The organism is Acidipropionibacterium virtanenii (assembly GCF_003325455.1).
Classification (GTDB): Bacteria; Actinomycetota; Actinomycetes; order Propionibacteriales; family Propionibacteriaceae; genus Acidipropionibacterium; species Acidipropionibacterium virtanenii.
Window position 1 is genome coordinate 2,374,011 of record NZ_CP025198.1, and the last position, 22,656, is coordinate 2,396,666.

General features: G+C 68.2%; 22 protein-coding genes. 17 read left to right on the top strand and 5 right to left on the bottom strand.

The window, feature by feature from the left end; all coding sequences use genetic code 11:
- Window positions 1-7 precede the first annotated feature (7 nt).
- Window positions 8-499, bottom strand: a complete 492-nt coding sequence (locus JS278_RS10950; RefSeq protein WP_114045223.1) for an RpiB/LacA/LacB family sugar-phosphate isomerase — start codon at window positions 497-499, stop codon at window positions 8-10.
- Between the two features lie 150 nt (window positions 500-649).
- Window positions 650-1,465 (bottom strand): DeoR/GlpR family DNA-binding transcription regulator, encoded by an 816-nt coding sequence (locus tag JS278_RS10955; RefSeq protein ID WP_114045224.1) that lies wholly within the window; start codon window positions 1,463-1,465, stop codon window positions 650-652.
- 118 nt (window positions 1,466-1,583) lie between these two features.
- On the opposite strand from JS278_RS10955, the gene JS278_RS10960 reads away from it, so the two are divergent.
- Window positions 1,584-2,087: a phosphoribosyltransferase gene (locus tag JS278_RS10960; protein WP_114045225.1), complete on the top strand. Its 504-nt coding sequence runs from the start codon at window positions 1,584-1,586 to the stop codon at window positions 2,085-2,087.
- 42 nt (window positions 2,088-2,129) lie between these two features.
- Here the strand turns inward: JS278_RS10960 and JS278_RS10965 are convergent, their stop codons facing one another.
- A complete protein-coding gene (locus JS278_RS10965; protein ID WP_114045226.1) occupies window positions 2,130-3,830 on the bottom strand; it encodes a dihydroxyacetone kinase family protein in 1,701 nt (566 codons plus the stop codon).
- 200 nt (window positions 3,831-4,030) lie between these two features.
- Between JS278_RS10965 and JS278_RS10970 the strand changes: the two genes are divergently transcribed.
- Entirely contained in the window at window positions 4,031-5,098 is a 1,068-nt protein-coding gene (locus JS278_RS10970) for an alcohol dehydrogenase catalytic domain-containing protein (RefSeq protein ID WP_114045227.1), read from the top strand.
- Window positions 5,099-5,126: 28 nt separating this feature from the next.
- On the opposite strand, the gene JS278_RS10975 is transcribed toward JS278_RS10970, so the two are convergent.
- Window positions 5,127-8,600 carry a bifunctional proline dehydrogenase/L-glutamate gamma-semialdehyde dehydrogenase gene (locus JS278_RS10975; protein ID WP_114045228.1) on the bottom strand — a complete coding sequence of 1,158 codons (3,474 nt, stop codon included), beginning with the start codon at window positions 8,598-8,600 and terminating at the stop codon, window positions 5,127-5,129.
- A gap of 207 nt (window positions 8,601-8,807) precedes the next feature.
- Here JS278_RS10975 and JS278_RS10980 point away from each other — a divergent pair, with 207 nt between their 5' ends.
- From JS278_RS10980 to JS278_RS11050, 15 genes are all read left to right on the top strand, one after another.
- Window positions 8,808-10,268, top strand: a complete 1,461-nt coding sequence (locus tag JS278_RS10980) for a purine-cytosine permease family protein (RefSeq protein ID WP_114045229.1) — start codon at window positions 8,808-8,810, stop codon at window positions 10,266-10,268.
- Complete coding sequence (locus tag JS278_RS10985) at window positions 10,261-10,818, top strand: cysteine hydrolase family protein (RefSeq protein ID WP_114045230.1); 558 nt, start codon at window positions 10,261-10,263, stop codon at window positions 10,816-10,818. Before JS278_RS10980 ends, JS278_RS10985 begins: the two co-directional genes overlap by 8 nt.
- Window positions 10,819-10,947: 129 nt before the next feature.
- Complete coding sequence (locus tag JS278_RS10990; RefSeq protein ID WP_114045231.1) at window positions 10,948-11,868, top strand: metal ABC transporter solute-binding protein, Zn/Mn family; 921 nt, start codon at window positions 10,948-10,950, stop codon at window positions 11,866-11,868.
- 86 nt (window positions 11,869-11,954) lie between these two features.
- On the top strand, window positions 11,955-12,794 hold the full coding sequence (locus JS278_RS10995) for a metal ABC transporter ATP-binding protein (protein WP_114045232.1): 840 nt from the start codon (window positions 11,955-11,957) through the stop codon (window positions 12,792-12,794).
- Window positions 12,790-13,641 carry a metal ABC transporter permease gene (locus JS278_RS11000; RefSeq protein WP_114046280.1) on the top strand — a complete coding sequence of 284 codons (852 nt, stop codon included), beginning with the start codon at window positions 12,790-12,792 and terminating at the stop codon, window positions 13,639-13,641. Before JS278_RS10995 ends, JS278_RS11000 begins: the two co-directional genes overlap by 5 nt.
- Window positions 13,642-13,714: 73 nt before the next feature.
- A complete protein-coding gene (locus JS278_RS11005; protein WP_114045233.1) occupies window positions 13,715-14,074 on the top strand; it encodes a PadR family transcriptional regulator in 360 nt (119 codons plus the stop codon).
- Window positions 14,075-14,090: 16 nt separating this feature from the next.
- The gene (locus tag JS278_RS11010; protein ID WP_114045234.1) at window positions 14,091-15,494 is read left to right on the top strand and encodes a permease prefix domain 1-containing protein; all 1,404 of its coding nucleotides are present in this window, start codon (window positions 14,091-14,093) and stop codon (window positions 15,492-15,494) included.
- Window positions 15,495-15,624: 130 nt separating this feature from the next.
- Window positions 15,625-16,563 carry an ABC transporter substrate-binding protein gene (locus JS278_RS11015; RefSeq protein WP_114045235.1) on the top strand — a complete coding sequence of 313 codons (939 nt, stop codon included), beginning with the start codon at window positions 15,625-15,627 and terminating at the stop codon, window positions 16,561-16,563.
- Window positions 16,564-16,638: 75 nt separating this feature from the next.
- Entirely contained in the window at window positions 16,639-17,571 is a 933-nt protein-coding gene (locus tag JS278_RS11020) for an ABC transporter substrate-binding protein (RefSeq protein WP_114045236.1), read from the top strand.
- 61 nt (window positions 17,572-17,632) lie between these two features.
- Entirely contained in the window at window positions 17,633-18,577 is a 945-nt protein-coding gene (locus JS278_RS11025) for an ABC transporter substrate-binding protein (protein ID WP_114045237.1), read from the top strand.
- 269 nt (window positions 18,578-18,846) lie between these two features.
- Complete coding sequence (locus JS278_RS11030; RefSeq protein WP_232235918.1) at window positions 18,847-19,524, top strand: amino acid ABC transporter permease; 678 nt, start codon at window positions 18,847-18,849, stop codon at window positions 19,522-19,524.
- A gap of 53 nt (window positions 19,525-19,577) precedes the next feature.
- Window positions 19,578-20,339, top strand: coding sequence for an amino acid ABC transporter ATP-binding protein (locus tag JS278_RS11035; protein WP_114046282.1), 762 nt, complete (start codon window positions 19,578-19,580; stop codon window positions 20,337-20,339).
- 285 nt (window positions 20,340-20,624) lie between these two features.
- Window positions 20,625-21,092 (top strand): hypothetical protein, encoded by a 468-nt coding sequence (locus JS278_RS15855; protein ID WP_147243195.1) that lies wholly within the window; start codon window positions 20,625-20,627, stop codon window positions 21,090-21,092.
- Window positions 21,093-21,114: 22 nt separating this feature from the next.
- A complete protein-coding gene (locus JS278_RS11045; RefSeq protein ID WP_147243196.1) occupies window positions 21,115-21,321 on the top strand; it encodes a hypothetical protein in 207 nt (68 codons plus the stop codon).
- 73 nt (window positions 21,322-21,394) lie between these two features.
- Window positions 21,395-21,613 (top strand): RNA-binding S4 domain-containing protein, encoded by a 219-nt coding sequence (locus JS278_RS11050; RefSeq protein ID WP_114045239.1) that lies wholly within the window; start codon window positions 21,395-21,397, stop codon window positions 21,611-21,613.
- A gap of 8 nt (window positions 21,614-21,621) precedes the next feature.
- On the opposite strand, the gene meaB is transcribed toward JS278_RS11050, so the two are convergent.
- Window positions 21,622-22,650 (bottom strand): methylmalonyl Co-A mutase-associated GTPase MeaB, encoded by a 1,029-nt coding sequence (meaB, locus tag JS278_RS11055; RefSeq protein WP_114045240.1) that lies wholly within the window; start codon window positions 22,648-22,650, stop codon window positions 21,622-21,624.
- Window positions 22,651-22,656 lie beyond the last annotated feature (6 nt).

A 22,656-nucleotide genomic window follows, 5' to 3' on the forward strand; every position in this document is an offset into this window, starting at 1 on the left:
TGAGGGGTCAGCAGCCCGTGGCCGCTTCCTCTCCGGTACCCGCCGACTCGGCCTCGAGCTTCTCGATGAGGTCGACGTTGCCCTTCGAGTGAGAGGACGGGTCGAAGGTGTAGTTGAGGAACTCCTTGGCGAGGCGCCTGGCCAGCTCACGTCCGATGACGCGCTCGCCCAGGCACAGCACGTGCGCGTCGTTCGACATGACGAGGCGCTCCACCGAGAAGCTGTCATGGGCGGTGCAGGCCCGGATACCCGGCACTTTGTTGGCCGAGATGGCCATTCCCATTCCCGTGCCGCAGATGAAGATGCCGCGATCGGCCCTGCCCTCGGCGATGGTCTTGGCCCCTGCGAAACCGACATGCGGGTAGGCGGTGTCCTCGCCGGGCGTGATGCCGACGTCGATCACCTCGTCCACCCTCGGATCGGCCTCCAGATCAGCCTTGATGGCCTCCTTGTAGCCCACTCCGGCCGGATCGCCGGCAACCACGATTCTGAATCCCATGTCTCCTCCGAGCTTCCTTGCGATCGGGATGGGAGATGTGCCCGTCAGGGACACTCGCCCTCTTGCCGTGTCTAAAACTAACACAGTTGATGACAGAATCACCATCATCAGTGTGATGATTTGCTCGGTCGTGTGTGACGTCCGCCCCGATCATCCCCGCGTCCCCGCCACCGTGACCTGAACCCCGGTGTCGCGAAGGTGATCCAGCATCGCCGGGGAGGACTGATCGTCGACCACCACATGGTCGAACTCCTGCAGTTCGGCGAATTTGAACAGCGCACGCCGGTTGAACTTGGTGTGATCCAGCAGCAGCACCCTCACCTCGGCGGACTCGATCATCGCGCGTTTGACCTCGACCACCTCCTGATAGGGGTGGTAGCACCCGAGTTCGAAGATGCCGGAAGCTGACACGAAGCAGAAGTCAGCGTGCATCGAACGGATGGTGCGCACCGCGGCGGCACCCATCAGGGAGTGCGCCCAGGCCTGGTACTCGCCCCCGCTCACCAGCAGCTTGGCTCCACGGCAGGGGGCCACCTCGTCGGCCACCAGCAGCGAGTTGGTGACCACCGTCACCGAGGACAGGTCGGGCAGCGATCGCAGCAGCCACACCCCCGATGTGGAGTCGTCCAGCATGATCGAGGATCCGGGGCTGATGAGCTTGCCCGCCTCGGCGGCGACCAGCTGCTTCTCCGCCGAGCTCTGCTCCAGACGGAACTCGGCGTCGGCCTCGTGCAGTCCGCTGGCCACCGCGACCACCTGGCCGCGATGCCGGGTGAGCACGCCACTGTCCTCCAGGGCCGCCAGGTCCCGGTAGACGGTCATCGCCGAGACCCCGGTCAGCGCGACCAGATCCTCGACGCTGGCCGAGCCGTTGCGGATCACCGACTCGGCGATGGTGAGTTGCCGGCTCCTCGGGCCGTCCTGGCCGTGGCGCGACGACGCGGAATCGGCGCTACTCGTAACCATGAGTCTGCCTCCTGAATCTGACACTGCGACACTCCCGGACTACCCCATCGGGACCGGACCGGTCGACCCGCCTCCTCCGGCGGGACGACCGCCCGACGAGGCTCGGTAAGGTGTGCCCATGACCGCTTATCACGCCGATTCCTCGGACCTCGCAGAAAAAGAGGTCCTCACCTGGGAGCAGTTCGGAACAGCTCAGGAGGAGCTCGCCCAGCAGATCGCGGACTCCGGATTCCATCCGGAGGTCCTCATCGCGATCGCCCGGGGAGGAATGATCCCCGGTGGCGCGCTCACCTACTCCCTGGGAGTCAAGCTGACCGACGCCATCAACGTCGAGTTCTACACCGACGTCAACGAGACCCTGGCCGATCCGGTACTGCTGGCCCCGATGCTCGACACCGAGTACATCAAGGGCCGCAGGATCCTGGTGGTCGACGACGTGGCGGACTCCGGCCGCACCCTGGCCCTCGTGCTCAAGCTGCTGCGCGGATTCGGCGCCGAGGTGCGCTCGGCGGTGCTCTACACCAAGCCGCGAACCGTCGTGAAGCCCGACTACCAGTGGAAGACGGTCGACAGCTGGATCGTCTTCCCCTGGAGCGCCAAGCCTCCGGTCACCGCGAACTGACAGCATCGCTGAGCACACCCCCGTCTCCCCTGCCCCGCCGTATCAGCCGATGACGCTGCCGACGGCCCGCACCACGTCCACGAAGGAGATGGCGCCGGGGTCGGGGGTCCCCAGCGACTTCTCACCGAGCGGTCGGGAGCGCCCCAGTCTCGCCACGATGTCGGCCGTGGAGCGGGCGCCGGCCTCGGCGGCCAGCACTGCGGCCCCCCAGGCCGTGGGCAGGTCGGCGGCCGATCCCCGCAGGGTCTCGACGAAGGGCTCCATGGCGTCGATCATCGTCTTGTCGCCGCGCTGGGCCCCGCCCAGCCGCTTGACCGCGTCCAGCGACGCGGCGGCGGCCTCCACGACGAGGCCGGGACGACATCCCTCCTGATCGCCGAGCACGCTGCCGAAGGCGGTCAGCGCCGCCCCCCACAGGGCCCCGGAGGTGCCACCGGCCTGCTCGGACCATGCCGCCCCGGCAGCGGCCAGGGTGGTGAGCGCACCGGCGCCCTTGGCGGCGACGGCCCTGGCGGCCTCGACGCCGGCGGTGGACCCGCGCGACATCCCGATCCCGTGGTCGCCGTCACCGGCGATCGAGTCCAGGCGTCCGAGCTCGTCCTGGCGCTCGAGAAGGACGTCGTGGATGAGGTCCAGCGCCTCGACGACGGTGGAGGCGACATCCTGGGAGGCCGGGCCGCCCGGATCCTCCACGGTGACCGCCTCGGCCTGCTGGGAGAGTTCTGTGGTGTCCAGCTCGACGGCGCCGACGGCTCCGCGGCGGTAGGCCGGGGTGTCGCAGGGGGCGAGCCACAGTGGTTCGATGACGTCGTCGAGCCACACCAGGGTCAGCGACAGGCCCGCCATGTCGAGGCTGGTGACGAACTCGCCGACCTGCGGGTCGACGATCTCCAGGCCGGCCTCCGCCAGGAGTCGGCGGATGTCGTTCCAGATGACGAAGAGCTCCTCGTACTTGGTGTCCCCCAGGCCGTTGACGATCGGCACCACCCGGGTACCGGCGTCCTCGGGGCGATCGGCGAGCAGCCCGTCGACGAGCAGCCCCGCGAGGTCGTCGGCGGTGCCCAGATCGGCGTCGTGGATGCCCGGCTCCCCGTGGATGCCCATGCCCACGCCCATCCGGCCCTCGGTCACCTTGAACAAGGGCTCGTCGGCGCCCGGCAGGGTGCATCCCTGGAAGGCGACGCCGAAGGAGCGGGTGCGGTGATTGACCCGGTTGAAGATCTGCTCGACCTCGTCGATGCTCATCCCGGCCTCGCAGGCCGCACCGGTCACCTTGAAGGTGGGCAGGTCGCCGGCGATGCCGCGCCGCTTGGGAAGCTCGTCGGGACCGGCGGAGGCGATGTCGTCGGTGACCAGGAGGCAGCGTGCCTCGATCCCCTCCGCCTTGAGCCGCTCGGCCGCCTGGCCGAACTGCAGCACGTCCCCGGCGTAGTTGCCGAAGCCGATGAGGACGCCGGCGCCGCGGTCGGCGGCCTTGCAGACCGAATAGGCCTGGGCGCCCGACGGGGAGGAGAAGATGTTGCCGCAGACAGCCCCGTCGGCGAATCCCTGACCGACCCAGCCGGCGAAGGCCGGGTAGTGGCCGGAGCCCCCGCCCACCACCAGTGCGACCTTTCCCTGAGGGGTGGCGGTGGCGCGGGCCACGCCGCCGAAGACGGGTTTCAGGTGGTTCGGGAAGGCGCTGGCCAGCCCTGCCACCGCCTGAGCCGGGAAATCATCGGGGTCGTTGAGCACTCGGGTCATCTGCGTCCACTCCTGTGTGTGAAATCTCCGCTGTGTGAAAACTCCGCGCAGCGTCCAGGTTCCCGATCACCAACCCTGGTGAATCTTAACGTCGGACGCTAACATTTTCACATCAAATCATGAGAAGTTCGGTTGGACAAGTGGGTCCCGTCTGGACCTCACACGGAGCATCGACGATGCTGACGAGGAAGGATCACCGCATGACCTCAACAATGCCGGCCCTCACGCTGCGCGGCCCCGGGGACGTCGCTCTCACCGACAAGCCGGTCCCCGAGCCGGGCCCCGGCGAGGTGCTGCTGGCCGTCGAGGCGACCACCATCTGCGGTACCGACCTGCGCCTCATCTCCGGGCAGAAGACCAGCGGGGTGCGCTACGGGGCCACCCTCGGTCATGAGGTGGCCGGGCGGATCGCCGCGATCGGCGAGGGCGTCACCGACCTGCCCACCGGCGCGAACCTGCGGGTGGGCCAGCAGGCCACCGTCTCGATCGTGGTCTCCTGCGGCACCTGCCGGGCCTGCCTGGCGGGGCGGGAGCACCTGTGCACCTCGATGGAGCTGGTCGGCTACGCGATCGACGGCGGCCTGGCGCCGTACCTGCTGGTGCCGGCCCGGGCGGTGGCCCGAGGCAACGTCATCCCGGTGCCGGCCGAGATCCCGGCGAACCGTCTGGCGATCGCCGAGCCGATGTCCTGCGTCCTCAACGGGCACCGCCGTCACGGCGGAGTCAATCCCGGTGAGACCGTCGTGGTGATCGGCGGGGGCCCGATCGGCCTGCTGCACACCCAGCTCAACCTGGCCAGCGGCGCCGCCCAGGTGATCCTGTCGGAGAACAACGAGTCAAGGCGGGCATCGGGTGCCGAGCTCGGCGCCGTCACCACCGCCCCCGACCAGCTCGAGGCGGTGCTCGCCGAGCGGACCGAGGGCTGGGGGGCCGACGTCGTCGTGGTGGCCATCGGGCTGCCCTTCCTGGCCCAGACCTCACTCTCCCTGGCCGCCCCTGGGGGTCGGGTGAGCTGGTTCGCCGGGTTCCCGAAGGATGCCACCGCCGAGGTCGATCCGAACACGGTCCACTACGGCGAGGTCACCGTCTCCGGCGGCTCCAACGCCCGCCGGGCCGACGTCCACGACGCCGTGCGCCTGCTCTCGCGCGGCGTCATCGACGAGAGGCCGATCGTCACCCACACCTTCGGCCTGTCGGAGTGGGAGTCGGCGATCGACGCCGTGAAGAATCACGTGGGCGTCAAGATCGCCATCGACCCCACCCGCTGAGCAGGGACCGCGCGCCGAGGACCGCTCCTCAGAGCTCCACCGCCCGGATCCCGGCACTCGGGCTGCCGAACCGGTGGGCGGTCAGCGAGATCGACTGCTCACGCAGGAAGGGCAGCAGTTCGACCCTGGGCGCCGCGGTCACCGGCCAGGCCCACACCGCCATGTCCGGGTCCCCCGCCACGGCACGGGCGACCTCGGCGGGGTCACCACCGACCAGGCGGACCCGCCGGGGAGCGCCCGGCGCCCGCATCGACACCAGCCAGTCTGGCTGGGACACGACATCGCAGGGCACACCGAGTGAGGTGAGCGCGCCGACCAGAAGATGCCCGGCCCCGGGGTCCACGCTGACCGACAGGTGGTCCCCGGCGGCGAGGATCCCGGCGGCGCACACCCTGGCCGCGTCCACCGGGTCGGCGTCGGGACAGATCCGGATCAGGCTCGCGGCCGGGCGGTAGCGCAATTCGTTGCGCTCCAGCTCCAGTCCGCCGATGTCCCTGCTGATCCCGAACTCCTCCTCCCAGGCCCGCGCATCGCGGGCCGCGGCATCGCGGAGCCGGTCGGAGCCGTTGCCCAGTCCGGTCGCGACATGGGCGATGAAGCGCTCGACGCGGTCGCCGATCCTGACCTCCGGGGTCCGGGTCCGCAGTGGGGCGGGACGCCAGGCGCCGAGTACCGCGAGGTAGTTCGGGCCGCCGGCCTTGGCCCCCGGGCCGACGGCCGATTTCTTCCAGCCGCCGAAGGGCTGGCGCCCCACGATGGCTCCGGTGATGCCCCGGTTGACGTAGAGGTTCCCGGCATCGACGTGATCGCACCACCAGGAGATCTCACCGGGATCCAGCGAGTGCAGACCGGCGGTCAGCCCGTAGGCGGTGCCGTTCTGGTACTGGACGGCGGTGGCCAGATCGGGGGCGTACATGATTCCGGTGATCGGCCCGAAGTACTCGGTGAGGTGGTAGCGGTCCCCCGGCCTCACACCGGCGCGGACACCGGGGCTCCAGAACCGTCCCTCCCGGTCCAGACGGTGGGGCTCCAGGGCCCAGTTCTGTCCGGGATCGAGCCGGGTCAGCCCGTCCTGCAGCTTTCCGGACGCCGGCTCGATGACCGGCCCCAGCTGGGTGGAGAGGTCCTCGGGTCCGCCCACCCGCAGCGACGACGCGGCGTCGAGGATCTGGGTCCTCAGCCGCTTCGAGCGGTAGGCCTGGCCGACGAGGATCACCAGGGAGGCCGCCGAGCACTTCTGGCCGGCGTGGCCGAAGGCCGAGGCGACGATGTCGGCGGCCGCCAGGTCGTAGTCGCCGTTCTCGGTGACGATGATGGCGTTCTTGCCGCTGGTCTCGGCCAGCAGCGGAAGGTCCTGGCGCCAGGATCTGAACAGTTTCGCGGTGTCATGGGCGCCGGTGAGGATCACTCGGTCGACGTCGGGGTGGCTGATGAGGCGGCGCCCCGCCTCCTCCTCCCCGGTGTCGACCAGCTGGAAGACGTCCCGGGGCACTCCCGCCGCCCAGATGCACTCGGCGATCACCGCCGCGCAGTGGCGGGCCTGCGGAGCGGGCTTGAGGATCACCGGCGAACCTGAGGCCAGCGGAGCCAGCGCCGATCCGGTGGTGATGGCCAGCGGGAAGTTCCAGGGCGGGGCGACGACGCTCACCCTCGCCGGCACGTACCTCGCACCGTCGACCTGTTCCAGGAGCTCGGCCTGCTCGGCGTACCAGTCGGCGAAATCGATGGCCTCGGAGACCTCGACATCCCCCTCTGCGATCACCTTGCCGGTCTCGTGGCCGGCAACCGCCAGCAGATCGCCGCGACGGCGCGCCAGCTCGGCGGCCACCTCGCGCAGCAGCTCGGCCCGGCGGGCCGCTCCCACGGCCTCCCAGCGGGGGGCTGCCGCCAGCGAGGCGGCGACCGCGGCATCGGCCTGGTCGACGGTACCCACCCGGTGAGTGCCCAGGGTGGTGGCTCCCAGCCGGCAGCCCGGCATGGCAGCGGCCACTTCGCGGGCCCACGCCCGGTTGGCGGGCAGGGCGGGATCGGAGTCGGTGCTCCAGGTGAAGCCGTCCCCCGAGGGCACCCGGTCGAGGTCCTGGTGGCGGTTGGGCCCGGGCACCGTGCGGGTCGCCGCCGCCACGGCGGCGCGGAACCGCTCCTCCTCCCGGGCGAAGAGAGACTCATCGGTGCCGATGTCGAAGACCGCCGACATGAAGTTCTCCTCGGCGGCGTTCTCCTCCAGCCGGCGCACCAGGTAGGAGATGGCCACGTCGAAGTGGTCGGGATGGACCACCGGCGTGTAGAGCAGCACCCCGCCGACATCCTTCTTGATCTTCTCCACCTGGTCGGGGGCCATGCCCACCAGCATCTCGAACTCGACGCGGTCGGCCACGCCGCGGGCATCGGCCAGAGCACGGGCCAGGGCGACGTCGAAGAGATTGTGCCCGGCCACCCCGTAGCGCACCGAGCGGGTGCGCTCGGAGGTCAGCGCCCAGTCCAGGACGCGCTTGTAGTTGGCATCGGTGGCGACCTTCGATCCCCAGGGGGCCCGGGCCCAGCCGTGGCGCTCGGCGTCGACCCGCTCCATGGGCAGGTTGGCTCCCTTGACCAGCCGGATCTTGATGCCCGCTCCCCCGGCCTCGGCCCGCCGGTCGGCCCATCGGGTGAGCCTCTGCACGGCGGCCAGGGCGTCGGGAAGGTAGGCCTGGATGACGATCCCGGCCTCCAGGTGGAGGAACTCGGGGCGGTCGAGCAGCGCGGTGAAGACGTCGACGGTCAGGTCGAGATCGTGGTACTCCTCCATGTCCAGGTTGATGAACTTCCCGCCTCCCGCGTCCGCCGCCAGCTGGAACAGCGGCTCGAGCCGGTCTGCGACCCTCGCCACGGTCTGATCATGGGCCCACAGGTCGAGCTGATTGACCACCGAGGAGATCTTGACCGAGACGTAGTCGACGTCGCCGCGGGCCAGCAGCCTCTCGATCCCGGCGAGTCGTCCTGCCGCCTCGCGGTCCCCGAGCACCGCCTCGCCGAGCAGGTTGAGGTTGAGTCTGACTCCCTCGGCGCGCAGCTTTCGCAGCGACCGGCCCAGCGCCCAGGGTCGCGAGTCGATCACCAGGTGGCCCACCAGCTGGCGCAGCACCATCCGGGCGGCCCTTACCACCAGGCCCGGTGCGACGGGGGCGAGCCGTCCGGCCGCCCTGACTCCCAGGCGAAGCGGTGCGGGCAGGAAGGAGCAGTCGGTGCGCGAGAGCCGGGTGAGGCTGCGGGCCGCCGTCACCGGATCCTCGGGGCGCATCACCTCGTCGATGAAGCCGACCGTGAAGGGCAGGCCGCTGGGGTCGCTCAGCACCTGCGACAGCAGCCGCGCGGCCGCCCGCCCCCGGTCGAATCGTCTGGCCCGGCCCTCCTCGGGCGTCTTCTCCAACCACCTGTGCACCTGCGCGACGGCCTCGTCGGCCAGATCGGCCGGGGCGGGGTCGGGAGAGGTCCATGTCTGTGCGTCACCCTCAGATCCCATGACGCGACGATAGCGGCCATCTCCGCTGCGTGGAGCCTCGGGTCACCGATCTGTTCGAGAGCCGACTCAGGACCGTTCGAATGCGCAGGGCGCTCCACCGACGCGGACCTGTACGGACAAGACCTGTGCTGACGCCGCCCGTACTGACACAATGAGCCGCATCGTCATCGGAGCCGGGCCCTGCGGCCGGCGGATGGGAGCGCGCACATGTCCGAGCCGTCATCGCGGGCCGCCGCGGCGGGAGTCGAGACCACCGGCATCGAGATCATCGCGGAGTCCGAACGGACCGCGAGACCGCGAAATCTCTTCCTGCCCTGGTTCGCCTCCAACATCTCGGTCTTCGGCATGTCCTACGGGGCCTTCGTGCTCGGCTTCGGGATCTCCTTCTGGCAGGCCACCGTCGCCACGCTGATCGGAGTCGTCGTCTCCTTCGCCTTCTGCGGGGCGATCGCGATCGCCGGAAAGCGCGGTTCGGCCCCCACCATGGTGGCCTCCCGGGCGGCCTTCGGGGTTCAGGGCAACAAGCTTCCCGGCATCGTCTCCTGGATCACCTCGATCGGCTGGGAGACCTCGCTGGCCATCACCGCGGTGCTGGCCACGGCCACGATCTTCGCCAGGCTCGGCTGGAGTTCGGGGACGGCGGTCAAGATCATCGCCGCGGTGGTCGTGGCCCTGCTCATCGTCGCCGGAGCGGTGGCCGGCTATCACATCATCATGAAGATGCAGACGGTCCTCACCTGGATCACCGGCATCGTCACGATCATCTATCTCGCGATGGCCCTGCCCGCCATCAGGTGGGACGCCGTGATGGCGATCGGCTCCGGGCCCTGGCAGTCGGTGATCGGCGCCCTGACGATGGTGATGACCGGCATGGGCCTGGGCTGGGTGAACATCGCCGCCGACTGGTCGCGCTACCAGAGCCGCGAGGCCTCCGGGCGCTCGATCGTCTTCTGGAACACCTTCGGCGGGTCCCTGGGGCCGGTCTTCCTCATTACCGCGGGCCTGCTGCTGGCGGGATCCTCCAAGACCCTGTCCGACGGCGTCCAGACCGATCCGGTCGGCGCGCTGGCCTCGATCCTGCCCACCTGGTTCCTGGTGCCCTTCCTGCTGGTGGCGATCCTGTCCCTGCTGTCCGGCGCCATCAACGGCATCTACTCCTCGGGGCTGACCCTGCTGAGCCTGGGGATCCGCATTCCCCGGCCGGCCGCCTCCCTCATCGACGGCACGATTCTGACCATCGGCACCATCTACGTGGTCTTCTTCTCCCCGAATTTCATCTCCCCGTTCCAGTCCTTCCTGGTGACCCTGGGGGTCCCGTTGGCGGCCTGGGCCGGAATCATGATGGCCGACATCTCACTGCGCCACAAGCCCTACGACGACGCCGACCTGTTCCGCTCCGATGGGCGCTACGGGGCGGTGGACCCGATCTCCATGGTCACCCTGGTCGTCGCCACGGCGGTCGGCTGGGGCCTGGTGATCAACCAGTACGAGGGGGTGTCCTGGAACGACTGGCAGGGTTACCTCCTCGGGCCTCTGGACCTGGGCGGTCGCCAGGGGGACTGGGCGTCGGCCAATATCGGTGTCATCGTGGCGCTGGTCCTCGGCTTCCTGGTGACCCTGGTGGCCAGGAGGTCTCGGGTCCGGGCTCAGGAGGCTCTCGATGCCTGAACCCCGGCCCGACCGCCCGTGGCTGGTGATCATCGACCCGCAGCGGATCTTCGCCGATCCCGCATCCCCGTGGTGCGCTCCCGGATTCGGGACCATCGTCGGGCCCGTCGACCGCCTGGCGGCAGCCTTCGGCGACCAGGTGCTGGTGACCCGGTGGGTGCCCGGCGCCGGCCATCCGGGCTCCTGGGCCGACTACTTCGAGCGCTGGCCCTTCGCCGACCGGCCGGGCACCGACCCGTACTTCGACCTGATCGACGCCGCCGCCGGCTGGCTGCGCCGCCCGACCCTCGACGTCACGACCTTCGGAAAGTGGGGCGACGCCATGGCGGGGATCGTCGGGCGCCATCCGCATCTGGTACTGGCCGGAGTGGCCACCGACTGCTGCGTCATCTCCACAGCCCTGGCGGCCGCCGACCAGGGGGCCTGGGTCGACGTCGTCGCCGATGCCTGCGCCGGCTCGGACCCGGGCAATCACGCGGCCGCCTGCCAGGTGATGGACCTCTACTCGCCCCAGATCCGGGTGCGCACCATCGACCAGATCCTGTCCTGACGCTCTCCCGCCCGGCCTCCACCCCTTTCCCTGTGCGTCCACTGTGGGGGCCTGCTCCCGGGAGAGTTGCCCCGTCGGTGTGCTTAGTTGATAATGGTTATCAATTACAGCAACTGGTTAGGACTTCCCATGTCACGTGGTTCACTGCCCAGGACCTCTCGCCGCCTGCTCGCCGCAGGCGCCGCCGCGGCCTGCCTCATCCCGCTGGCCGCCTGCTCCTCGCAGGACTCGCCATCCGGGTCGGCGGACGGCCGGGTCTCCGTCGTGGCGTCCACCAACGTCTGGGGATCAGTCGCCAAGGAGGTGGCCGGCAGCCACGCCGACGTCACCTCGGTGATCTCCAGCCCCGAGCAGGACCCGCACGACTACGAGGCCACAGCCAGGGACAAGCTGGCCTTCAGGAAAGCCGCGGTGACCGTCGTCAATGGCGGAGGATACGACGACTGGGCCACCACCCTGGCCGGGCAGTCCGACAGCACCCTGGTCGACGCCGTCAAGACCTCCGGGCTGAAGACCGGCGCCGACTTCAACGAGCACGTCTTCTACTCGATCTCCACCGCCCGCAAGGTGGCCGACAGGATCGCAACCGACCTGGCGAAGGCCGACCCCGACCACGCCACCGACTACCGAAAGAACGCGAAGGCCTTCGGCGCCACCATGGACAAGACCCTGACGGATGCCAGAAAGGTCGGCCGGGCCAATCCCGGCGTGAGCTTCGTCGCCACCGAGTCGGTGGCCGACTACCTGCTGGCCGACATGGGCCTGAAGGACGCCACCCCCGAGGCCTTCGTCGAGCAGTCCGAGACCGAGTCGGGCCCCTCGGTGAAGGTGGTCAACCAGACCTCCAAGCTCCTGACCACGAAGAAGGCGGGGCTGTTGATCGTCAACGGGCAGACCTCCGACTCCGTGACGAAGGCCCTCCAGAGCGCGGCGAGGAAGGCGTCGGTGCCGAGCGTCGGGGTCACCGAGACCTTCCCGGAGGGGATCGACTCCTACCCCGCGTTCATCAACGCCACCATCACCGGCGTCTCCAAGGCTCTGTCGGTCTGACCGGTACGCAACCCCCTCATCATCAAATGGGAATCATTCCCGCTATTATCGGGACGCGTCGTACCCCTCAGTACCGCTCCCCGGAGATGCCTGTGACCGTTTCCCCACAATCCCGACAACCTGACGCCGCCGAACTGACAGGCGCGACGGTGGCCTTCGGCGACCGCATCCTGTGGCACGACGTCGACCTGCGCGTCGAACCCGGCGAGTTCGTGGCAGTACTGGGCCCCAACGGCGCCGGGAAGACCACCATGCTGCGCGTCCTGCTCGGCCAGATCCCGTTGTCGACGGGGCACGCCGAGGTGGCCGGCCGTCCGGTCACCAAGGGATCGTCATCCATCGGCTATGTGCCTCAGCAGCGCTCCATGGACTCACTGGCCCCGATCCGCGGGCGAGACCTGGTGACGATGGGGATCGACGGTCACCGGTGGGGCCCCAGGCTTCCCTCGAGATCCTGCTCCCGGCGGGTCGCCGAGGTGATCGAGGAGGTCGGGGCCACGGCCTACGCCGACGCCCCGCTCTCCGAGCTGTCGGGCGGCGAGCAGCAACGGCTGCGCATCGCCCAGGCTCTGGTCACCGATCCGGCCCTGCTGCTGTGCGACGAGCCCCTGCTCAGCCTCGACCTGCGCCATCAGGACGCCGTCACCAGGCTCATCGACCGGGCCCGGCGCGACCACGACCTGGGCGTCCTCTTCGTCACTCACGAGATCAATCCGGTGCTGCCCTATATCGATCGGGTCGCCTATGTGGCGGGCGGCCGGGTGGTCGTCGGCACCCCCGACGCCGTGATGAGATCGGCGACCCTCACCGAGCTCTACGGCTCCCCGGTCGAGGTCTTCAGGCACAACGGCCGCATCATCGTGCTCGCCGACGAGGAGCACGGCCCCCACGAACACGGAGAACACGAGGCCACCCACCGTGATTGATCTCGGCACCATCATCAACTTCACCGACTTCGCCGAGCTGCTGCCGCTCGTGACCGGTTCGATTCTCGCCGGGGCGGTTCTCGGGGTGCTCGCCGGGCTCATCGGGCCGATGATCCACGCCAGAGACCTGGCCTTCGCCGTCCACGGCACCTCCGAGCTGTCCTTCGCCGGCGCCTCGGTGGCCCTCTTCCTGGGGGTCGGCGTCACCACCGGAGCAGTCGCCGGCTCCCTGATCGCGGCCGTCATCCTCGGCGTGCTGGGCGTGCGCGCCAAGGACCGCAATGCCAGCATCGGCATCATGCTGCCCTTCGGCATGGGTATCGGCGTGCTCTTCCTCAGCCTCTACAAAGGCCGCTCCTCCAACAAGTTCGGCCTGCTCACCGGCCAGATCGTCGCCGTGGACACCACCCAGCTCACCACCCTCTGCGTGGTGGCCGCGGTCGTGACCCTGGCCCTGGCGGCGGTGTGGCGACCGCTCTTCTTCGCCTCCGCCGATCCCGAGGTGGCCAGGGCCCGCGGAGTCCCGATGCGCACCCTCTCAATCCTCTTCATGGTGCTGCTCGGGCTCACCACCGCGATGGCGATCCAGCTTGTCGGCGCCCTGCTGGTGCTGAGCCTGCTCGTCACTCCGACGGCGGCCGCGGCACGAGTCACCGCCCGGCCAAGCGCCCTGTGCGCCCTGTCGATCGTCTTCGCCGTGGTCGCGGCGGTCGGAGGCATCATGCTCTCCCTGGGACCGGGCCTGCCGGTGAGCCCCTACGTCACGACGATCAGCTTCCTCATCTACCTCGTCTGCCTGCCGATCGGCGCCCTGCGACGTCGCCGGGACTGGAACCGTCGCGCCTGAACCAGCCGACTGATCCATTACCTTGCAGTGCTAGGCTTCAGAACGTCTGATACCTAGCAGTGCGAGGTGCGTGATGCAGTTTCCGAAGGATCTCGTGGCCGCCTCGGCCACACCCCTCATTCTCGGCGTCCTGAGCAGCGGCCAGGACTACGGTTACTCCCTGCTGCGCCGCATCGGCGACGCCTCCGGCGGCCAGATCGAGTGGAGCGAGGGCATGCTCTATCCCCTGCTCCACCGCCTCGAACAGCAGGGACTGATCACCTCGCGTTGGGGCTCCTCGCCGGAAGGACGCCGCAGGAAGTACTACGCCATCACCACCGAGGGCAGCGTCGCGCTCGAGGGCCGGGTCCGTCAGTGGCACCTCATCACCGAGACCCTCGACGGCCTGCTCGTCCCGGGGCAGACCCCGCGCCCCGTGCTCCCGGAAGCCTGAGGAGGTCCCCGTGCCAATGCCCGCCCCGAAGGCCGACGACATCAGCGGCCAGATCACCCAGTGGCGCCGGATGATGGCAGCACGCCCCGGCCTCAGCGACGACGACGTCGACGAACTCACCGACCATCTCGAGTCGGAGATCAACGACCTGCGCACCGTCGGGCTCACCCCGGACGAGGCCTTCCTCATCGCCGTCAAGCGTCTCGGCGGCCAAGACGCGGTGTCCCGGGAGTACGCGCGGGTCCACTCCGACCGGCTCTGGCGCCAACTCGTACCGCCCTCCCCCGCCCGCCGACAGTCCAACGGCCTCCTTCTGACTCTCATCCTCGCCACGGGCTGCGGGCTGGCCGTCCGCCTGCCCTACACCTTCCTGGGCGAGGCGGCCAGCGGTGAGTTCTACCCCCGGGCCATCGGGCTGCTCATCCTTCCCCTCCTCATCGGATACTTCCTCATCGGCCACTGGCGCGACGAGATCGAGCTCCCGCACCGCGTCGACCGACTCGGCGGCGTGGGCGGCCTCGTCACTATGGCCGGGGTCCTCGCCGTGGCAGCCGTGCCGGTCGCCCTCTTCCCCGCCCGCCCCGACAGTCAGACCTTCTGGCTCACCGCGCTCCACCTCCCGGTCAGCCTGGGCATCGCCACCGGGATCGCCTACCTCGGCGCACGCTGGACCGACCTGAGCGCCTGGATGGACTGGGTGCGCTTCCTCGGCGAGGCGGCCGTCTACTACGTGCTGATCGCCCTGTGCGGAGGCGTATTGACGGCGCTGATCGTCGGGATCTTCTACGCCGCCGGCCTCCCGGAGACGGCCGTCAGCCAGATACCCGGATGGGTCCTGCCACTGGGAGCCGGCGGGGCCGTACCGGTGTGCGCCTGGCTCGTCCAGCACAAGAAGTCCGTGATCGAGAACATGGCGCCCGTCCTCACCGCCGTCTTCACCCCTCTCATGAGCGCCGCCCTGATCGCGTTCCTCGTCGTGGTGGTCGTGGCCGGAGATCCGGTGACCGTCGACCGGGATGTCCTCATCGTCTTCGACGCCGCTCTCATCGCCGTGGCGGCGATCGTCCTGTTCACCGTCTCGGCCCGGGACGCCGAGCGTCGCCACGTTCTGGACTGGATGCAGCTGATACTCATCGCAGCTGCGATCTGCGTCGATCTCGTCATGCTCTGGGCGATGGCCGGACGGCTCGGCGAGTGGGGGGCCTCCGCCAACAAGCTCGCCGGGCTCGGCTGCAACGTCCTGCTACTGACCCACCTGGCCGGCTCGGCATGGCACTACTGCCAGATCCTCCTGGGCCGCGCGCCGCGCCCGGCGGGAGCCTCCGGCCTGGCTCGCTGGCAGTGCCTGGCACTGCCGGTCTTCGGCGTCTGGGCCCTCCTCATCGCGCTGGGGTTCCCGCCCCTGTTCGGCTGGGCCTGAGCACCCCGGGCAGACGCTACGGCGACATCGCGGTTCGGTCACGACGACCCCGCCGACTTGCATGTATTAGTCGTGATGCATAATTATGTGACGAGCGGCGCAGTTCGGCGCCCCGTCACGAGGAAGCCCCATGAACAAGCTCACGCGCACCATCCCCTCCTGCCTGGTTCTCGCCGCCCTGGCCCTGACCGGCTGCACCAATGCCTCCCAGGAGGAGGGCGGCGCGGCTGGCGGCTCCGCCTCGGCGGCCTCCGGGACCGACGCGAACAAGGCGATCATCGACTCGGTCAAGAAGGACGACAAGATCGCGGCGATGGTGCCCGATTCGATCGCCAAGTCCGGGACGCTGCGCAACGGCGCTGCCGCCAACTACGCTCCCGCCGAGTTCGTCGACACCGACGGCTCCACCGTGATCGGCTACGACGTCGACTACCTCAGCGCCGTCGCCAAGCTCATGGGCCTCAAGCTCACCACCGCGAACTCGGACTTCCCCTCCCTCATTCCGGCCATCGGCAGCAAGTACGACCTGTCGGCCTCCTCCTTCACCGTCACCGCCGAGCGCGAGAAGCAGGTGACCATGGTGAGCTACTTCAAGGCCGGTTTCGGGATGGCCGTCCAGAAGGGCAATCCCAAGAAGGTCACCAAGGACTCGCTGTGCGGCTTCAAGGTCGCCGTCCAGACGGGCACCGCCCAGGAGACCGCGGCCCAGGACAAGTCGAAGAAGTGCACCGCCGCTGGCAAGAAGGCCATCGACGTCGTCTCCTACAAGTCGCAGGCCGACGCCGCCACCAATGTCGCCGGCGGCAAGGCGGACGTCGCCTTCGCCGACTCGATGATCATCAGCTACGCCATCCAGCAGTCCCACGACAAGCTCGAGGCCCTGGGCGGGATGACCGACGCCGCCCTCTTCGGCGTGGTGACCGCCCAGAACGACGACGGGCTGTCGAAGGCCGTCCAGGCCGCCACCCAGAAGCTCATCGACGACGGCACCATGAAGAAGCTGCTGGCCAACTGGGGCAATGAGGACGGCATGATCCCCACCTCCGAGATCAATCCGTCCGTCAAGTGATACAAGCAGGTAACACTGAGGGACCAGACTGTCGCCCGACATCACGTCACAGGCGCACGCATCAGGAGCATTCCCATGAACCTACGGAGCACAACCCGCACCCTCGCGGCGATCTCGCTGGCCTCGGCCTTGGCCCTGTCCGGCTGCACCGACGCCTCCCAGTCCTTCTCGTCCGGCGCCTCGGGATCGGCCTCGGCCGCCTCCAACGACGCGCTCATCAGCTCACTGAAGACTGACGACTCGATCGCCGCGCTGGTGCCGCAGGATCTGAAGAGCAAGGGCACCCTCACGATCGGCTCCGACGCCTCCTACGCCCCGGCCGAGTACGTGGCTGCCGACGGGACGACCGTCGTCGGCTATGACGTCGACTACGCCGAGGCGATGGCCAAGCTGATGGGAGTCAAGGTGAAGTTCGTCAACGCCACCTTCGACAGCCTCATCCCTGCCGTCGGCACCAAGTACGACATGTCGATCTCCTCCTTCACCATCACCTCGGAGCGGGAGAAGCAGGTCAACCTCACCTCATACTTCACGGCCGGGATGGCCAAGGCCGTCCAGAAGGGCAATCCCAAGAAGGTGCCCGCCGACTCATTGTGCGGATTCAAGGTGGCCGTGGAGACCGGCACCTCCGAGGAGGAGGACGCCAATGCGCAGTCGAAGAAGTGCGTGGCCGACGGCAAGAAGGCCGTCGACGTGCTCTCGTACAAGGCCCAGACCGACGCCACCACCAATGTCGCCGGCGGCAAGGCCGACATCTCCTACGCCGACTCGATGATCATCAACTACTCGATCAAGCAGACCGGCGGCAAGCTCGAGCCGATCGGCGACGTCACCGACGCCGAGCCCTTCGGCGTCGCCACCGCCAAGGACGACAAGGGGTTGTCGAAGGCCGTTCAGGCCGCCACCCAGAAGCTCATCGACGACGGCACCATGAAGAAGATTCTCACCACCTGGGGCAACCAGGACGGCATGATTGCCAAGTCGGAGATCAACCCGTCCGTCGAGTAGACCTCCGCTCCGCCGACCGGGGCCCGCCGGCCGGCCCGCACGAAAGATCAAGGATCCACCTATGAAGACCCGTTTCTCAGCCGCTCTCACCGCAGCCGTGAGCGCCCTGGCGATCAGTCTGGCGGCGGCCGGCTGTACCAATGCCTCCGAGGTCGAGGCGGGTGCGGGATCATCCGGGTCCGGTTCGGCCAAGGCGAGCGCCCAGCCCAGCGTCGACCTGACGTCGGTCGCCAAGGACCCGAAGATCGCCGCCATGGTGCCCGCCGACATCGCCAAGAAGGGCACCCTCACCAATGGCGCCGAGGGCACCTACGCCCCGGCTGAGTTCATCGGCGTCGACGGCAAGACCCTGGTCGGCTTCGACATGGACATCGCCACCGCGATCGGCCAGGTGATGGGCTTGAAGACCACCAACCAGTCCTCGGCCTTCGCGCAGATCATCCCGGCCGTCGGCACCAAGTTCGACATGGGCATCTCCGGGTTCACGGTGACCCCCGAGCGGCTCAAGCAGGTGAACATGGTGACCTACATGGCCGACGGCTGGACCTACGGTGTGGCCAAGGGCAACCCCAAGAAGGTGGACGCCAAGGACGTCTGCGGCACGACGATCGCCGTCCAGACGGGCACCGCCCAGGCCGACGACGCCAAGAAGAGCGCCGACACCTGCGCCGCCGACGGCAAGGCCGAGGTCAAGATCCTCTCCTACGACCAGATGACGGCGGCCAGTCAGGCGGTGATCGGCGGAAAGGCGGACCTCATGTACGCCGACTCGATCATCGTGAACTACGCTGCCATGCAGTCGGGCGGAGCGCTCGAACAGCTCGGTGGCAAGACCAACACCGATGAGAAGGGCGTCGTGCTGCCCAAGGATGATCCGCAGATGGCCAAGGCCGTCCAGGCCGCCCTGCAGAAGCTCATCGATGACGGCACGATGAAGAAGATCATGAGCGCATGGGGAGCCGAGGGAACGATGATCAAGACCGCGCAGATCAATCCGGGCAAGTGATCGCGATGGCGCACGAACCCCACTCCCAGATACCTGGGCGCATCAGGGCCAGGGAGGTCTTCCACCCCGGCACCCTCATCGCCGCCGTCGTGGTGGCGGTGCTGGCGGCGATGCTCGTCCACGGCCTGGTCACCAACAAGAACTTCCAGTGGAACATCGTGTGGATGTACCTGCGCGACGTCAAGGTGATCCAGGGCATCGGCTACACACTGCTGCTGACGGTGGGCGCCATGATCCTGGGCACCATCCTGGCCCTCGTCATGGCCATCATGCGCACGGCGTCCAACCCGGTCCTGCGTGGCGTCTCCTGGGCCTACATCTTCGTCTTCCGCGGGATCCCCGTCTACACCCAGCTGGTGTTCTGGGGCCTGGTCTCGGTGCTGTACCCGGTGATCGGTCTGGGCGTCCCCTTCGGGCCCCAGTTCGTCGACTTCGACACCTCGAAGCTCTTCACCGCCGGGGTCGCGGCGGTCATCGGCCTGGGGCTCAATGAGGGCGCCTACCTGGCCGAGATCATCCGCTCCGGGCTGGAGTCAGTCGACTCCGGCCAGTCGGAGGCCGCCAAGGCGCTGGGCATGAAGCCCTCCCTGATCCTGCGCAGGATCATCATCCCCCAGGCCATGCGGGTCATCATCCCGCCGCTGGGCAATGAGACCATCGGCATGCTGAAGACCACCTCCCTGGTGCTTGCGGTGCCCTTCACCCTGGACCTGCAGTTCGCCACCAATGCCATCGCCAATCGCATCTACGCGCCGATCCCGCTGCTCATCGTCGCGGCCTTCTGGTACCTGGTGATGACGAGCATCCTGATGGTGGGCCAGCACTACCTCGAGCGCTACTACGGACGCGGGTTCACCAACAGCGGCTCCAAGCGCTCCAAGCGGCAGGCGGCCATCAATGCGGCCGGCACCTCTCATATCGATCCGTCACTGGAGGTCGAGCAGTGAGTTCCACGACATCCACCATCCCCGAGCCCGGACGCCCTGCGCTGGGCACCCCGATGGTCCAGATCTCCGGCCTCCACAAGGAGTTCGGCGCGCTGCACATCCTCAAGGGCATCGACCTGCAGATCACCAGCGGCGAGGTCTGCGTACTGCTGGGCCCGTCCGGCTCGGGAAAGTCCACCCTGCTGCGCTGCGTCAACCAGCTGGAGACCTTCGAGGCCGGCCAGATCCGGGTCGGTGGGGAACGGGTCGGCTTCGCCGAGCAGACCCTGCCCGACGGCCGGCTGGCCCGCCTCACCGAGAAGCAGATCGCAGCCCAGCGGGCCCGGGTGGGGATGGTCTTCCAGCGGTTCAACCTCTTCCCCCACATGACCGCTCAGGCCAACGTCATGGAGGCGCCGATCCACGTCGCCGGCGTGCCGGTGCCCCAGGCCAAGGCCCGCGCGATGGAGCTGCTGGAACGGGTCGGGATGGCCGACCGGGCCACCCACTACCCCTCGGAGCTGTCGGGAGGCCAGCAGCAGCGGGTGGCCATCGCCCGCGCGATGGCGATGGACCCCGAGCTGATGCTCTTCGACGAGCCCACCTCGGCCCTGGATCCCGAGCTGGTCGGCGAGGTGCTCAACGTCATCAAGGATCTGGCCCGCTCCGGCATGACGATGATCGTCGTCACCCATGAGCTCGGCTTCGCCAAGGAGGTGGCCGATCAGGTCGTCTTCATGGACGACGGCATCGTGGTGGAGTCCGGCCCCCCGGCCGAGGTGATCGACCACCCCAGCTCCCCGCGCCTCAAGGACTTCCTCGACTCAGTGCTCTGACCCCTCCAGCACCGCGGCCCCGGCCCCTCCCCGCAAGGTGAGAGACTGGGGCCGTGGTGTATGTAGGGAATCTCCTTGAGCATCAGCCCCGTGATCAATACTTTCTTACCTCTTTCGACACGTGCGTCAGGTTCAACGGATAGTCTCAGCGTGAGCTCCGTCGACAACTGATCGAGTGCCGAGGGCAGGGGCGCCCTCGGCGAAGTGCGAGCGGTCACCGGGCGAAGGGGGATGTAGAAGCTGACGCGCTCGATCGAACTCTCACCGTGTTGAAGAAGGTTGACAATGGACTACCCAAGAAGAGTATTTATTTCGGGCAGCCTGGCGCTGGCGATGATGGGCATTGCATCCCCCCTTGCGGGAGCTACGCCCATTGAACGTGCCAGGCAGGGGACATTCCGGATCGTGGCTTATTCGGAGCAGAAGCCGATCGTCGAGAAGGTTGGGCCCACGGTGGCCGCCGCTGGAGAGCGAAGAGTCACACTCGGATCATGGACCCTCACAGTCGCACAGACGAAACAGCTCGCCAATAACATGAAGACCCTGTCTTCTTCGAAAGTCACTGTGTTTCTCGCAGCCGTCGGACTCAAAGCTCCGTTCGCGGCGCTGGCGGCCGCTCTCACGGTCAATGCGACGGTGCGCAACGACGTGATCTACGCCGGAAGCCACGGGAAGCGCGTGCGGATCACTATCACTGACAGCGCCAACCACCACACCTCGTACTCGACACAGGTCACTTACAAGGTGATCTAGTGATTCACTGCACGGAGGCATCATGAGTATCACTGTCTTGTTGAAGAAGCGGTACAAGGTCTGGATTCGCAATTGGCTGATCTACGCGGTGCTGCTCTGCGGTCTGATGTGGTTGCTTGGCGACTTTCATCTATCGCTGGTCGCTCCGATGGTCGCCGGACTGGTCGTCGGACTGGTCATATGGCCGGTGATCGACCTGGCGAGGTACGGCCTGAGAAGACGGCCCTGACTCTCGTCGCACAGCACCGCGGCCCCGGCCCCTCCCCGCCAGGTGAGAGACTGGGGCCGTGGTGCGTGATGACATGATCCGGCTGGGCCAGTTCCTCAAATTCGCCAACCTGGCCGAGACCGGCGGTATGGCCCGCGAACTCATCGCCGAGGGGGCGGTGTCGGTCAACGGCGAGAAGGAGACCAGGCGAGGCCGTCAGCTGCATCCTGGCGACGTCGTTACCGTGCGCTCCGGTGACCAGCAGGTCACCGAGACCGTCGACCTCTCCGGTGAGATCGACGTCCCCTGGTGACCAGCTGGTCAGCTACGAGCCTTCATCTCGCCGCGGGCCCACGGCAGTTCGGGAACCCGCTCGGCGAAGATCTGCAGGATCTTCGAGGCGCCGTCCAGCGCATTGGTGGCCTCGGTGCCCAGCCCCGCCTCGATCCTCTCGGCGGCCTGCTGGACGCGAGCATCGGTCTTCAGCGACTCCAGCACCTCGTTCTCCACCATGTTCCACAGCCACTCTCGCTGCTGGGAGACCCGGCGGCGCACCAGCGAGCCGTCCTTCTCCAGGTAGGCGCGGTGGTCCAGGACGGCCTTCCAGACGTCGTCGAGCCCCGTACCGGTGTAGGCCGAGCAGGTGAGCACCGGCACCCGGCGCTTCTCGGAGTCCGAGGAGACCAGCTTCATCGCGATGGACAGGTCGCGGGCGGCGACCCGCGCGTTGCCGGCATTGTCCCCGTCGGCCTTGTTGACCGCCACGACGTCGGCGATCTCCAGGATGCCCTTCTTGATCCCCTGCAGCTGGTCGCCGGTACCGGTGACCGAAAGCATCAGGAAGGTGTCGACCATCCCCGCCACGGCCACCTCCGACTGCCCCACGCCGACGGTCTCGATGATGATGACACCGTATCCGGCGGCCTCCATGATGATCATGGCCTCGCGGGTGGCCCGGGCCACCCCGCCCAGGTGACCGCCCGACGGGGAGGGGCGCACGAAGGCCTCCTCTCGGTTGGCCAGATCGCCCATCCGGGTGCGGTCTCCCAGGATGGAACCGCCGGTGCGCGAGGACGACGGGTCGACCGCCAGCACCGCGATCTTGTAGTGGTACTCGTCGATCAGCTTGGAGCCCATCGCATTGATGAAGGTCGATTTCCCGGCCCCCGGCACCCCGGAGATCCCGACCCGGATGGCGTTGCCGGTGTGCGGGGCCAGCCGGCGCAGCAGATCACGGGCCAGTTCCCGGTGAGCCGGCTTGCTGGACTCCACCAGGGTCAGCGCCCGGGCGATGTGCATCCGGCTTCCGGCCAGAACGTTCTCAACGAGCTCGGGGACGTCGATCTTCATTGCTGT

Coding starts and splice junctions, on each gene's coding strand:
- JS278_RS11050 (WP_114045239.1), top strand. CDS start 21,395: ATGATCCGGCTGGGCCAGTTCCTCAAATTCGCCAACCTGGCCGAGACC.
- JS278_RS10950 (WP_114045223.1), bottom strand. CDS start 499: ATGGGATTCAGAATCGTGGTTGCCGGCGATCCGGCCGGAGTGGGCTAC.
- JS278_RS10975 (WP_114045228.1), bottom strand. CDS start 8,600: ATGGGATCTGAGGGTGACGCACAGACATGGACCTCTCCCGACCCCGCC.
- meaB (WP_114045240.1), bottom strand. CDS start 22,650: ATGAAGATCGACGTCCCCGAGCTCGTTGAGAACGTTCTGGCCGGAAGC.
- JS278_RS10970 (WP_114045227.1), top strand. CDS start 4,031: ATGACCTCAACAATGCCGGCCCTCACGCTGCGCGGCCCCGGGGACGTC.
- JS278_RS11020 (WP_114045236.1), top strand. CDS start 16,639: ATGAACCTACGGAGCACAACCCGCACCCTCGCGGCGATCTCGCTGGCC.
- JS278_RS11045 (WP_147243196.1), top strand. CDS start 21,115: ATGAGTATCACTGTCTTGTTGAAGAAGCGGTACAAGGTCTGGATTCGC.
- JS278_RS10960 (WP_114045225.1), top strand. CDS start 1,584: ATGACCGCTTATCACGCCGATTCCTCGGACCTCGCAGAAAAAGAGGTC.
- JS278_RS11025 (WP_114045237.1), top strand. CDS start 17,633: ATGAAGACCCGTTTCTCAGCCGCTCTCACCGCAGCCGTGAGCGCCCTG.
- JS278_RS11035 (WP_114046282.1), top strand. CDS start 19,578: ATGGTCCAGATCTCCGGCCTCCACAAGGAGTTCGGCGCGCTGCACATC.
- JS278_RS10980 (WP_114045229.1), top strand. CDS start 8,808: ATGTCCGAGCCGTCATCGCGGGCCGCCGCGGCGGGAGTCGAGACCACC.
- JS278_RS10990 (WP_114045231.1), top strand. CDS start 10,948: ATGTCACGTGGTTCACTGCCCAGGACCTCTCGCCGCCTGCTCGCCGCA.
- JS278_RS10985 (WP_114045230.1), top strand. CDS start 10,261: ATGCCTGAACCCCGGCCCGACCGCCCGTGGCTGGTGATCATCGACCCG.
- JS278_RS10995 (WP_114045232.1), top strand. CDS start 11,955: ATGCCTGTGACCGTTTCCCCACAATCCCGACAACCTGACGCCGCCGAA.
- JS278_RS11015 (WP_114045235.1), top strand. CDS start 15,625: ATGAACAAGCTCACGCGCACCATCCCCTCCTGCCTGGTTCTCGCCGCC.
- JS278_RS10955 (WP_114045224.1), bottom strand. CDS start 1,465: ATGGTTACGAGTAGCGCCGATTCCGCGTCGTCGCGCCACGGCCAGGAC.
- JS278_RS10965 (WP_114045226.1), bottom strand. CDS start 3,830: ATGACCCGAGTGCTCAACGACCCCGATGATTTCCCGGCTCAGGCGGTG.
- JS278_RS11030 (WP_232235918.1), top strand. CDS start 18,847: ATGCGCACGGCGTCCAACCCGGTCCTGCGTGGCGTCTCCTGGGCCTAC.
- JS278_RS11010 (WP_114045234.1), top strand. CDS start 14,091: ATGCCCGCCCCGAAGGCCGACGACATCAGCGGCCAGATCACCCAGTGG.
- JS278_RS15855 (WP_147243195.1), top strand. CDS start 20,625: ATGGACTACCCAAGAAGAGTATTTATTTCGGGCAGCCTGGCGCTGGCG.
- JS278_RS11005 (WP_114045233.1), top strand. CDS start 13,715: ATGCAGTTTCCGAAGGATCTCGTGGCCGCCTCGGCCACACCCCTCATT.